Below are 11,971 nucleotides of genomic sequence, written 5' to 3'. Positions count from 1 at the left end.
TCCCACGCCCGCTGCTGTCTCGGTGAACGCCGCATACGTGGAGCCTACTGGCGGGAAGCGCGCGTCGGCGACGTCGATGCCTCATCGACGAGCAGGCATTTGAAATCGATGAAGAGTGCATCCACCTAGGTGAATCTGTGGATGGATCGGCAGTTGTGCACACTCGCCGGGTGACGCGGCCTTTGCGCTGGAGGTCTGTCGCTGGTGACGTCCATGCTGTGGCTCATGGGGGAACAGATTGCACGACCTGAGCCAGTACAGCACGAGCCGGCATGGCCGACCGGCGGACGGCCCAAGCCGGACCGTCGACGGCTCGTCGGCCAGATCGGTGAGGATCTCGCGGCGCAGTACGTGGAGAAGCTGGGGTGGCAGATCCTGGCACGGAACTGGCGGACCCGTAACGGCGAGCTCGATCTGATCGGTGCCGACGGCAGCACGTTGGTGATCGTTGAGGTGAAGACGCGGGCGAGTCGGACGTATTCGGATCCGTTGGCGGCGGTGACGCCGGAGAAGCTGCGGCGGATGCGGCTGCTGGCGCGGCAGTGGTTGGCGCAGCAGGAGCGGTTCTGGGAGGTCATTCGGTTCGACGTCGTCTCGATCCAGCTCGACGTCTCCGATCCGGAGGATCTGGCGCGGGCGACGTGGTGGCATCACGTCGGCGTCGAGGAGTGAGTGCATCGTGTCCGGTTTGGGGCGGGTGCATTCGGTGGGGCTGAACGCCTTCTCCGCCGACATGATCGAGATTCAAGCGAACATCTCGTCGGGGCTGCCCGGGGTGACGATCAGCGGGAACGTCGATGCGTCGTTGCGGGAGGCCAAAGAACGCGTGCGGGCCGCGGTCGCCAACAGCGAGCTCAAGTTTCCGGGGACCAAGGTGACGATCGCGCTGGCTCCCGCGGTGTTGCCGAAGGTCGGCCCGGGATTCGATCTCGCCATGGCGATCGCCGTGTTGTTGGCGGCCAAACAGGTGTCGCCGACGAAGCTCGAGGGGACGGTGATGCTGGGGGAGTTGGCACTCGACGGGCGACTTCGTTCGGTACGTGGCGTGCTGCCGCTGCTGCTGGCCGCGCGGGACGCGGGGTTTGCGCGTGCGGTGGTGCCGATCGCGAATGTGGCTGAGGCGACGTTGGTGACCGGGCTCGAGGTGGGTGGGGCGCAGTCGCTCTCGGATGTGGTCCGGTGGCTGGCGGGCGACGTGGTGCTCGACACCGTGGACGGGCAACCGGTCGAGACGGCCCCGGCGGCGGTCCCGGACATGGCCGACGTCTCCGGGCAGGCGGCGGCACGGCGGGCGCTGGAGGTCGCCGCCGCCGGGGCGCACCACCTGTTGATGACCGGGCCTCCGGGGATCGGGAAGACGATGCTGGCCAGCCGGTTGCCCGGCATCCTTCCGCGGCTCGGTGAGGACGAGGCGTTGCAGGTCACCGCCATTCACTCGATTGCAGGCACCCTGCCTGCGCACAGTCCGCTGATCACGTCGGCCCCATTCGTCGCGCCGCACCACAGCGCGGGAATGACGGCGCTCCTCGGCGGAGGAACGGGGATGGCCAAGCCGGGAGCGGTGTCGCGCGCCCATCGCGGCGTGCTGTTTCTCGACGAGTGTGCAGAGATGGGTCCGAAGGTGCTCGACTCCCTGCGCCAGCCACTGGAGGAGGGGGAGGTGCGGATCTCCCGGCGAGACGGCACCGCCGTCTACCCGGCACGATTTCAGCTCATCCTCGCCGCGAATCCGTGCCCCTGCGCCCCCGCGCACGACGTCGACTGCATCTGCACGTCCATTCAACGACGCCGCTACCTCGGCAGGCTGTCGGGCCCGCTGATGGACCGCATCGATCTGCGAGTCCAGATGGAGCCGCCCGCGAACAGCGCGCTGATGACGGAAGCCGGAGAGTCGAGCGCCGTCGTCGCCGCCCGCGTCGCCGAGGCACGTGAGGCAGCGCGGACGCGGTGGGCGGACGACGGTTGGCTGACCAACTCGGAGGTGCCGGGGAGCGCGCTCCGGCGGCGCTATCGCCCGGCCGGCGCGGCGCTGAAACCACTGGAACAGGCGCTGCGACAGGGGCGGGTCACCGCGCGCGGAGCCGACCGTGCGTTGCGCCTGGCGTGGACGCTGTGCGATCTGCGTGGCGGGACCACGCCGGAGGAGGACGACATCGTGTCGGCATTGATGTACCGAGACCGAGGAGGTCGGGCATGACAGCACCACGCCGCGACGAGCAGGAACTCCGTGCGTGGGCCTACCTCGCCGCCGTTGCGGAGCCGCCCTGCGCGCCGCTGATCGAACTCGTCGAGGTCCTCGGCGCGATCGATGCGGCAGCCGCGATCAAGAAGCGGTCGGTGCCGCGGGCCCATCGCAAGGCTCTGGTCCCCACTGAGGCGCGCTTCGCCCATGACACGTCGGCGGCCGACGTGGAGACCTGCGCGCGGATCGGAGCGCGCTTGATCACCCGGGAGGATCCGGACTGGCCGGGATGGCAGTTGTTCGCACTCGATGCAGCGGACACCGCCCTCCGCGGCGGCGCTCCGCTCGCGCTGTGGGCCCGCGGCCCCGTGACCTGTGCGGAAGCGACCGAGCCCGCCCTCGCGCTGGTGGGGTCGCGCGCGGCGTCGTCGTACGGCGACTACGTGGCCGGTCAGATGGCGGGTGGACTCGCGGACAACGGGTGGACGGTGATCTCCGGTGGCGCGTACGGGATCGACGGCGCCGCGCACCGCGGGGCACTCGCCGCGGGCGGGACGACGGTGGCGGTTCTCGCGTGTGGAATCGACCGGGACTACCCGACCGGACACGCGCAGTTGTTGGGCGAGATCGGGCGACGCGGGTTGATCCTGACCGAGTACCCGCCCGGTACGACGGCGGCCAAGCATCGATTCCTCACGCGGAACCGCCTGGTGTCTGCGCTGGCGTCCGGCGTGATCGTGGTCGAGGCCGGGCGTCGATCCGGCGCGGCGAACACGGCGGCGTGGGCCACCCGGATCGGCCGTCCGCTCGGCGCAGTTCCCGGGGCGGTGACGAGTGCGACGTCGGTCGGGACCAACTCGATGATCGCCGACGGCGCCGCGACGCTCGTCGCCGATGCCGAATCGGCGATGGCGCTCGTCGCGCCCGACGGGCACGACACGAAGCCTGCGGCTCGGCGTCGTCGCACCGACGACCTGTCCGACGAGCAACGGCGGGTGATGGAGGCCCTGCCTGCCCGCGGGGGCTTGACCGTCGACGAGATCGCGTTCGTGTCGGGCATCCGCGTCGACGGGGTGCTGACGGCACTGGGTTCGTTGGAACTGGCGGGTCTGGTCGACGGGTCTGCCGGTACGTGGCACCTGGTGAAGGAGTAGGAATAGGCAGCGTCACTGACCGGTGACGATCAACTCCGGCACGTCGCGAGCAGCATGGAGATCCCAGTAGAGGTTGGCGATCTGCGCCGGCGTCTTGAACGGGTAGCCCGGCGCGGGAGCGGAGTCGCCGATGCCGACGCCGATCGCGATGTGTGCGACGTAGACGTCGGTGTCGGCGAGCCGGTGGTGGAGGTTCAAGGCCAGGTTGCGGGTCGCTGCTTGAGCCGTGTTGAGAGTCCCGAAGTACGGGACCGGGTCGATGGAGCCGGTTCCCGCGGTCAGCAGCACGGTGCCGACACCCTTGTGTCGCATGGCGGGCAGCACCGCCTGCACGGCGGCCACCGCCCCGAAGAGCAGGGTGTCGATGGCGGGCCGCAGGGTCTCCACAGTCACGTCGAGCGGGTCGACCATGGACTCCGCGTTACCCGCGTGCGGCGAGAACTCGAGGACGTCGATGAAGCCGAAGCGTTCCCGGGCACTCTCGAGCGCGGAGGCGACGGCGTCCGGATCCCCGGCATCGGCGACGAAACCCGCAGCTTCGATCCCCGCGTCGGCGAGTTCCGCGACCAGGGCGTCGAGCTTCTCGCGATTGCGTGCGATGAGCGCGGCCCGGTATCCGTTCTGACCGAACTTACGCGCGAGGGCGAGGCCGAGGCCCCGGCCTGCTCCGACGATGGCGATGGTGGGCATGGGTGATTCTCCTTAGGACTGGCGTGGGGGTTCAGTGATTCAAGAGACCGGACGGTCAGAGGGTCGCGAAGCCGAGGACGGCTGACGCCACGGTGACGACGAGCAGCCCGGCAGGTGCCAGGAAGCTCTCGTTGCGCCGAACATGCAGGGCGATCGCGCCGACCATGGTCAGGCTCAGACCGACCGCGGCCAGCGGTGACAGCACCGGCGCGATGTCGGTCGCCCGGGGCAGGATCAGGCCGAGAGCGCCGACGACCTCGAGCGCGCCGATGGTCTTGACCTGTCCGACGGAGGCGTCCGTCGTCCAGGCCATCCCGGAGTCCGCGAGAGCGCTCTTCGTGCGGACGACCTTCATGGCGCCGGCAGTCAGGAAGAGGACGGCGAGGATCGCGTTGACGATCCAGAGGGCGATGATCATGCTGTTTCCTTCGTACGGACCGTGTGCTCAGTGACGGCTATCCATGAGTTACTGTTTGTAACAAGCATCATCATGAGTCACTTTCTCGAGGCTTACAAAAGGCACATCGATGTGCCTGCGGCACAGTGGAGGAACGATGATCGAGTCGAGTGAGTTGAGCGCCGCCGTATTCGAGCCGCTCGAGGGCAATGAGGCCGCCTGCCTGGAGACCGGCGTCGGCCGGGCCGTCCGCGAACTCCTGGATCGGGTGGGCGACAAGTGGTCACTGCTCATCATCGGCATGCTCCGCACCGGGGAGTTGCGGTTCAGTGAGTTGCAGCGACGCATTCCCGGGATCTCCCAACGGATGCTCACCCTCAAGCTGCGGAGTCTGGAGCGCGACGGTCTGGTCAGTAGGACGGTCTACGCCGAGGTGCCCCCGCGGGTCGAATACGAGCTCACCGAGATGGGGCAGACACTGATCGAGCCGGCTCTGGGGCTGGCGCTCTGGGCCGTGAAACACCAGCCCGCGATCACTGCGGCGCGCGAGGTCTTCGACCAGAAATGTTAGGCTGACCTAAGACAATCATGTCACCAGTGGCAACAAGGAGATCGCGTGGCGAAGCGGCTGAACACGATGACGGTACTGCGGACCGAGGCGCTGACGCCTCACATGGTGCGCGTCTGGCTGGGTGGAGACGGCTTCGACGACTTCGCGCCCGTCGGCGGTGACGGGACCCCGGAGGGCTCGGACACCGACATGTACGTGAAGTTCGTCTTCACGTCCGACGGCACGGCCTACCCGCAGCCGGTGGACCTCGAGGTCATGCGCGACACGCTCCCGCCGGAGCAGCAGCCGGTGCTGCGGACCTACACCGTCCGTCGCTACGACCCGGTGGCGCGCGAGATCGCCGTCGACTTCGTCGTCCACGGCGACGAGGGGATCGCCGGGCCGTGGGCCCGCAGCGTGCAGGCGGGGGAGGTCATCAGCTTCCGCGGACCGGGCAGCGGATATCGCCCCGATCCCGAGGCGCCGTGGCATCTGCTGGTGTCCGACGAGGCGGGCCTCCCGGCGCTGGCCGCGGCCCTCGAAGTGCTTCCCGACGACGCCGTCGCGAAGGTGTTCATCGAGGTCGCCGGGCCCGCCGACGAGTTGGACCTGGTCGCGCCGGCCGGAGCGGAGATCACCTGGGTGCACCGGGGAGCGGGCTCGAACGAGGCGTCGGAGGACGCGGCGGGCGACAACGCGCCGATCATCGCGGCGGTGAAGGCCGCTCCGTGGCTCGACGGCGAACCGCAGGTGTTCATCCACGGCGAGGCGCAGGCGGTCATGAAGAACCTGCGCAGTTACGTCCGCAAGGAGCGCGGAGTCAGCGCCAAGCGGGCGTCGTCGATCTCCGGCTACTGGCGCCGCGGCCGTACCGAGGAGGGCTTCCGGCAGTGGAAGGCCGACCTGCGGAAGGCCGAGGCGCCGGCCTGATCAGCAGTCGACCGGATCGGGCTTGAGCCTGCTCTTCGGGACGGCGAACGCGGCCAGCGCTGCGAGCACGCAGGTGACGAGCGAGATGATGGTCGCCCACACGTAGGCGTCGACGGTCGGGAACACCTGGCCGTCGACGCCGGTGATCGACGACGCGAGAATCATCGACACGACCGCCGTCGCGAACGACGTGCCGATCGACCGCATGGTGGCATTGATCCCGTTGGCCTCACCGGTCTGGGTGATGGGCACCCACTCCATGATGAGCGACGGCATCGCCGAGTACGCGATGCCGAGCCCCGCGCCGACGACGGCGTTGACGATCAGGAGCCAGATCCAGGTACTCGCCCACGGCCCGACGAGCATCACCAGGAACGCCACGTAGCCGACGCCGATCAGCAGGGCGCCGACACCCAGTGAGATCCGTGCACCGAATCGACGCGACATCCACGCGCTGACGTACGAGAACGCGAACATCACGAGTCCACCCGGCATCAGCACCAGCGCCGCCTGGACCATCGGCAGACCGATCCCGCTGGGGGCGGACTCCGGGGCCATCAGGAGTTGGATCGGCATCATCTGCATCGCATAGAAGACGAAACCCGCAGCGACCGTCGCGATGTTGGTCAGCAGGATCGGTCGCTTCAGGTTGGTCGCGATGTCGATCAAGGCGTTGCTGCGCCGCCGCTCGTACCACACCCAGAGTGCGGCCGACACGATGAAGCCCGCGAACAGGGCGAGCGTCCACAGACTCGTCCAACCCCACTCATGGCCCTTCGACAGGGCGAGCAGCACGCAGGTGAGGAAGACGCTGAGGCCCACGGCGCCGAGCGCGTCGAATCGACCGCCCGTCGCGATGGAACTGGCGGGCACGACCAGCGTGACGACGAGCATCACCGCGACCGCGATCGCGGCGCTCACCCAGAACAGTGCGTGCCAGCTGATGTGCTGGGCGATCACGGCGGCGAACGGCAGACCCAAGGCTCCGCCGACGCCCAGCGATGCGCTCATCGCGCCGATCGACGAGCCGAGCTGGTTGGCGGGCACGATGTCACGGATCAGGCTGATGCCCAGGGCGATGGTGCCGATGCCCATGCCCTGGAGACCGCGTCCGATCAGAAACGGAATCAGCGTCGAGGACACCGCACAGACCACCGATCCGGCGGCGACGGCGCCGAGGCTGGCCAGTAATACGCGACGCTTGCCGATCATGTCGCCGAGGCGACCGGAGATCGGGGTGACGACGGCGCCGGTGAGGAGAGTGATCGTCAACGCCCACGAAGCATTGGTCGGCGAGCTCTGCAGCAGGCGCGGAAGATCGGGGATGAGCGGGACGATGATCGTCTGCATCAAGGCGACGACGATCCCCGCGGCACAGAGGACCGCGACCGCCAGGCGCGGGTTGGCGGAGGACCCGTCCGACGGTGTGGCGGCACCGCTTGTCCGGAACGAGGTTGAGTTGTGTGTCAGGGGAACTCTTTCGAGGGTTACGCATTTTTCAGTCAAGCAAAAGGCAAAGAATCTAGATCAGCATCAAGTATTCCGCGTGGATCGCCTACTCGCGAGTCTGCCGAGCCGTCCGCGGGACGACGAGTACGGTGCGGGCATGACCGACGTGCTCGCGGACTTCGCTGATCACCTGAGCTTCGAGAAGGGGCACAGCAGGCACACGGTGCGCGCCTATACCGGCGACGTCCGGGGTCTCATCTCCTTCGCAGGCGCGCGCGGAGTGCCCGTCAGCGCACTCGATCTTCCGCTGTTGCGCGCCTGGCTCGCCGAACACGCGCGCCGCGGGGCCGCCCGCACCACGATCGCCCGACAGGTCTCGTCGGCCAAGACGTTCTGTGCCTGGGCCGTTCGGCAGGGCGTGCTCGACGCGGACCCCGCCCAACGGCTGCGAGCGCCGAAGGCGCACCGGACATTGCCCGCCGTCCTCGCGCCCGAGCAAGCGGCGGCCGCGGTCGAGGCGGTGGTCGCCGGACCCACGGACGACAGATCCACGGACGCCGGACCCACCGACGACGGCGATCTGGACCCCGTCGCACTGCGCGACCGCGTGGTGCTGGAACTGCTCTACTCCTGCGGGATCCGAGTGGGCGAGCTGTGCGGACTCGACATCGGCGACGTCGACGTCGACCGTCGGGTGGTGCGCGTGATCGGCAAGGGCGACAAACAACGGACCGTGCCGTACGGCGGCCCCGCCGCAGCCGCGCTCGACGCGTGGCTCTCCCGCGGCCGACCGGCACTCGCCACCGCGGCATCGGCCGAGGCGCTGCTGCTCGGGGTGAAGGGCGGTCGACTGGACCAGCGGATGGCGCGGACCGTGGTGCACCGGGCGACCGAAGCCGCAGGGCAGTCGGTGGGACCGCACGCACTGCGACACAGCGCCGCCACCCATCTGCTGGAGGGCGGCGCCGACCTGCGGGTGGTTCAGGAACTGCTCGGGCACTCGTCGCTCGCCACCACCCAGCTGTACACGCATGTGAGCGTCGAACGACTACGCGCGGTTCACCAGCAGGCACATCCGCGCGCCTGAGGACCGGCTCACGGGTTTCAATCGGACACCGGTTTCAATCGGACACGCAGCAGGCCCAGCAGTCCCAGGGGATTGAGGTAGGTGGCGGTGCGGCCGCTCCCGAGCTTCGCGCCCCAGTGCAGACACGCGGAGGCGGTACACCCGTCGTGGCCCGTGTCGAGATAGCCGATCACCTGCCCGGTGACGACGTGCTCGCCGCGTCGGACGCGCGGCGTCACCGGCTCGTACGTGGTCGTCACCCCGTCCGAGTGCAGCACGGAGACCACCGGACGCCCGGCGACCGGTCCGGCGAAGGTGACCGTCCCCGCGCGCGCCGCCAGGACGGCGGCCTCCGTGTGGGCGCCGAGATCGACGCCGCGGTGTCCCGGCAGCCAGCGTTTCGCCGGCGGATCGAACGGGCGGGTGACCGCCGGCCGGGGCTGCAGCGGCCAGTCGTACGACGGGCGCGCGGCGACCGGCGACGCGTGCGGGGCCAGGACGGTCACCGCCATGACGGTGATCAGAATTCGGCGCAGGGTCATACTGATTAGACGCGCAGCGAGACCGATCGGCTCCCTCGGCGTGTCGTTTCCACGGTTCCAGCAGGCCAATTGGCTAACGGTTGGGTATCGGAGTAGTCTGACCGACGCACTCGGGTATGTCCCGGGTGACTTCGCGCACCCGCGAAAGCACATCAGAACACGCAGTCCCGGAATCGCCCGGGTGTGTCGCGATGGCGGGTGCCAGGGCTGGTACTCAACCCCGAGGACCGGCGACAACTGCGAGAGAAGGACATATTCATGGCTGTCGTGACCATGAAGCAGCTGCTGGACAGCGGCGCACACTTCGGGCATCAGACCCGCCGTTGGAACCCGAAGATGAAGCGGTTCATCTTCACCGACCGCAACGGCATCTACATCATCGACCTGCAGCAGACGCTGTCGTACATCGACCGCGCCTACGAGTTCGTCAAGGAGACTGTCGCCCACGGTGGCACCGTCCTCTTCGTCGGAACCAAGAAGCAGGCGCAGGAATCGATCGCCGCTGAGGCGACTCGCGTCGGCATGCCGTACGTCAACCAGCGTTGGCTCGGTGGCATGCTCACCAACTTCAACACCGTGCACAAGCGTCTCCAGCGCATGAAGGAGCTGGAGACGATGGAGCAGACCGGTGGCTTCGAGGGGCGCACCAAGAAGGAAATCCTCATGCTCACGCGTGAGAAGAACAAGCTGGAGCGCACCCTGGGCGGCATCCGCGACATGGCCAAGGTTCCCTCGGCCGTGTGGATCGTCGACACCAACAAGGAGCACATCGCCGTCGGCGAGGCACGCAAGCTGAACATCCCGGTCATCGCAATCCTGGACACCAACTGCGATCCCGACGTCGTCGACTACCCGATCCCGGCGAACGACGACGCCATCCGCAGCGCCGCTCTGCTGACCCGCGTCATCGCCTCGGCCGTCGCCGAGGGTGTTCAGGCACGCGCAGGCCAGACCGCGGGCGACGCCAAGCCGGAAGCCGGCGAGGGCGAGCCGCTCGCCGAGTGGGAGCAGGAGTTGCTCGCCGAGGCGACCGCACCGGCAGCCGCGCCCGCCACCGATGGCGCGACCGAGGCTCCGGCCGCAGAATAAGAACTGCCAAGTCACAAGAATCGGTCCAGTAGCAGGACATCGCTGGACCCTTCTCCGGCGGGGTGATCACCCCGCCGGAGAATCTTGTCTCTCGACCACACATCGAAGAAGGAGGGTCGCCACCTATGGCGAACTACACCGCTGCCGACGTCAAGCGTCTGCGGGAACTGACCGGCTCGGGAATGCTCGACTGCAAGAACGCTCTTGCGAACAACGACGGTGACTTCGACAAGGCTGTCGAGGAACTGCGCATCAAGGGCGCCAAGGACGTGGGCAAGCGCGCCGAGCGCTCCACCGCCGAGGGCCTCGTGGCCGCGCGCGACGGCGTCATGATCGAGCTCAACAGCGAGACCGACTTCGTCGCCAAGAACGACGAGTTCCAGAAGCTGGCCGACGACGTTCTGAGCGCCGCCATCGAGCTGCGCTCGAACGATCTCGAGGCGCTGCAGGCCGCGAAGCTGGGCGACGGAACCGTCGCCGACGCCGTCGAGGCGCTGTCCGCCAAGATCGGTGAGAAGCTCGTCCTGCGCCGCGTCGCCGCGTACGACGGCCCCGTCGCCGTGTACCTGCACAAGCGCGCGTCGGACCTGCCGCCCGCCGTCGGCGTGCTGGTCTCGTACACCGGTGAGGGCGATGTGGCCGCAGAGGCCGCTCGCGGCGCCGCCATGCAGGTCGCAGCCCTCAAGGCGAAGTACGCCAGCCGCGACGAGGTCCCCGCGGACGTCGTCGAGTCGGAGCGGCGCGTCGCCGAGGAGACCGCCAAGGCCGAAGGCAAGCCGGAGAAGGCGCTGCCGAAGATCGTCGAGGGTCGCGTGAACGGCTTCTACAAGGACGTCGTCCTGGTGGACCAGGCGTCGGTCACCGACTCGAAGAAGACCGTCAAGGCGGTTCTGGACGAGGCGGGCGCCACCGTCGTCGCGTTCACCCGCTTCGAGGTCGGCCAGTCCTAGTGGCTGACACACGCCTTGATCGCTGATCGACGACGGCGATCAGCGACTTCCGGCCCCGGAATCGACCCGCGAGGGACGATTCCGGGGCCGGAGTGCATCGTGGGGCAGTGGTGCACCCTAAGATGGAGTGAGTTTGTGCCGATACTCGAGCGAAGGAAGAGATGAGCGAATCGCAGTCGACCGCTGAAGAGGGTAGAGCAGGCTTCTCCCGCGTGCTTCTGAAGCTCGGTGGCGAGATGTTCGGCGGCGGATCTGTGGGACTGGACCCGGACGTGGTCGGCGCCGTGGCGGACCAGATCGCGGAGGTCGTCTCCTCCGGGGTGCAAGTGGGCATCGTGATCGGCGGAGGCAACTTCTTCCGCGGGGCCGAATTGCAGCAGCGCGGCCTCGACCGCTCTCGCTCCGACTACATGGGCATGCTCGGCACTGTGATGAACTGCCTTGCCCTGCAAGACTTTCTGGAGAAGAGGGGGATCACCACCCGCGTCCAGACCGCCATCACGATGGGACAGGTGGCTGAGCCGTACCTACCGCTGCGCGCGGTCCGGCACCTGGAGAAGGGGCGCGTGGTGATCTTCGGTGCAGGCATGGGCATGCCGTACTTCTCCACCGACACCACCGCGGCCCAGCGCGCCCTGGAGATCAAGGCCGAGGCCGTCCTGATGGCGAAGGCCGTCGACGGCGTCTACTCCGACGATCCGCGGACCAACCCGAACGCCGAACTCTTCCGCGAGATCAGCCACCGCGAGGTGATCGAGAAGGAGTTGAAGGTCGCCGACGCGACAGCGTTCAGCCTGTGTATGGACAACAACATGCCGATGCTGGTGTTCAACCTGCTCGAGCGTGGAAACATCGCACGTGCGGTCGCCGGAGAGCCGATCGGCACGCTGGTCCGTACCGTCAGCGACGACTGACACGGGCGACTGACCGCTGTACGGACCGGCGCCCGCCGGGCGTCACCACCCACTGCGA

General features: G+C 68.2%; 13 protein-coding genes. 9 read left to right on the top strand and 4 right to left on the bottom strand.

Features of this window, described 5'->3' with window-relative positions; all coding sequences use genetic code 11:
* Positions 1-225 precede the first annotated feature (225 nt).
* From GH2_RS12375 to dprA, 3 genes are read left to right on the top strand one after another with little or no spacing between them, the layout of a single operon-like run.
* Positions 226-672: a YraN family protein gene (locus GH2_RS12375; protein ID WP_066168468.1), complete on the top strand. Its 447-nt coding sequence runs from the start codon at positions 226-228 to the stop codon at positions 670-672.
* Positions 673-679: 7 nt separating this feature from the next.
* Positions 680-2,197 (top strand): YifB family Mg chelatase-like AAA ATPase, encoded by a 1,518-nt coding sequence (locus tag GH2_RS12370; protein ID WP_280513287.1) that lies wholly within the window; start codon positions 680-682, stop codon positions 2,195-2,197.
* A complete protein-coding gene (gene dprA, locus GH2_RS12365; RefSeq protein ID WP_066168086.1) occupies positions 2,194-3,336 on the top strand; it encodes a DNA-processing protein DprA in 1,143 nt (380 codons plus the stop codon). The genes GH2_RS12370 and dprA overlap by 4 nt, the downstream gene beginning before the upstream one ends.
* Before the next feature lie 12 nt (positions 3,337-3,348).
* Here the strand turns inward: dprA and GH2_RS12360 are convergent, their stop codons facing one another.
* Together GH2_RS12360 and GH2_RS12355 are read right to left on the bottom strand one after the other, a co-directional pair.
* Positions 3,349-4,026, bottom strand: a complete 678-nt coding sequence (locus tag GH2_RS12360) for an SDR family NAD(P)-dependent oxidoreductase (protein ID WP_066168085.1) — start codon at positions 4,024-4,026, stop codon at positions 3,349-3,351.
* 55 nt (positions 4,027-4,081) lie between these two features.
* Positions 4,082-4,444: a DoxX family protein gene (locus tag GH2_RS12355; RefSeq protein WP_066168082.1), complete on the bottom strand. Its 363-nt coding sequence runs from the start codon at positions 4,442-4,444 to the stop codon at positions 4,082-4,084.
* 136 nt (positions 4,445-4,580) lie between these two features.
* On the opposite strand from GH2_RS12355, the gene GH2_RS12350 reads away from it, so the two are divergent.
* Positions 4,581-4,994: a winged helix-turn-helix transcriptional regulator gene (locus GH2_RS12350; RefSeq protein WP_066168079.1), complete on the top strand. Its 414-nt coding sequence runs from the start codon at positions 4,581-4,583 to the stop codon at positions 4,992-4,994.
* A gap of 45 nt (positions 4,995-5,039) precedes the next feature.
* Positions 5,040-5,903: a siderophore-interacting protein gene (locus tag GH2_RS12345; protein ID WP_066168076.1), complete on the top strand. Its 864-nt coding sequence runs from the start codon at positions 5,040-5,042 to the stop codon at positions 5,901-5,903.
* Here the strand turns inward: GH2_RS12345 and GH2_RS12340 are convergent, their stop codons facing one another.
* A complete protein-coding gene (locus tag GH2_RS12340) occupies positions 5,904-7,298 on the bottom strand; it encodes an MFS transporter (RefSeq protein ID WP_066168462.1) in 1,395 nt (464 codons plus the stop codon).
* A 211-nt stretch (positions 7,299-7,509) separates the two neighbouring features.
* Here GH2_RS12340 and GH2_RS12335 point away from each other — a divergent pair, with 211 nt between their 5' ends.
* Entirely contained in the window at positions 7,510-8,439 is a 930-nt protein-coding gene (locus GH2_RS12335) for a tyrosine recombinase XerC (protein ID WP_066168074.1), read from the top strand.
* Positions 8,440-8,456: 17 nt separating this feature from the next.
* On the opposite strand, the gene GH2_RS12330 is transcribed toward GH2_RS12335, so the two are convergent.
* On the bottom strand, positions 8,457-8,960 hold the full coding sequence (locus GH2_RS12330) for a M23 family metallopeptidase (RefSeq protein ID WP_066168073.1): 504 nt from the start codon (positions 8,958-8,960) through the stop codon (positions 8,457-8,459).
* 258 nt (positions 8,961-9,218) lie between these two features.
* On the opposite strand from GH2_RS12330, the gene rpsB reads away from it, so the two are divergent.
* From rpsB to pyrH, 3 genes are all read left to right on the top strand, one after another.
* Positions 9,219-10,049: a 30S ribosomal protein S2 gene (rpsB, locus tag GH2_RS12325; RefSeq protein WP_066168068.1), complete on the top strand. Its 831-nt coding sequence runs from the start codon at positions 9,219-9,221 to the stop codon at positions 10,047-10,049.
* A gap of 125 nt (positions 10,050-10,174) precedes the next feature.
* A complete protein-coding gene (gene tsf / locus GH2_RS12320; protein WP_066168067.1) occupies positions 10,175-10,999 on the top strand; it encodes a translation elongation factor Ts in 825 nt (274 codons plus the stop codon).
* Between the two features lie 161 nt (positions 11,000-11,160).
* Positions 11,161-11,913, top strand: a complete 753-nt coding sequence (gene pyrH, locus GH2_RS12315) for a UMP kinase (RefSeq protein ID WP_066168065.1) — start codon at positions 11,161-11,163, stop codon at positions 11,911-11,913.
* Positions 11,914-11,971 lie beyond the last annotated feature (58 nt).

Origin of the sequence: Gordonia hydrophobica NBRC 16057 (assembly GCF_001592365.1) — a bacterium.
Classification (GTDB): Bacteria; Actinomycetota; Actinomycetes; order Mycobacteriales; family Mycobacteriaceae; genus Gordonia; species Gordonia hydrophobica.
Note: the sequence above shows the minus strand (reverse complement) of the source record. Positions and strands in the feature narration are given on the sequence as shown.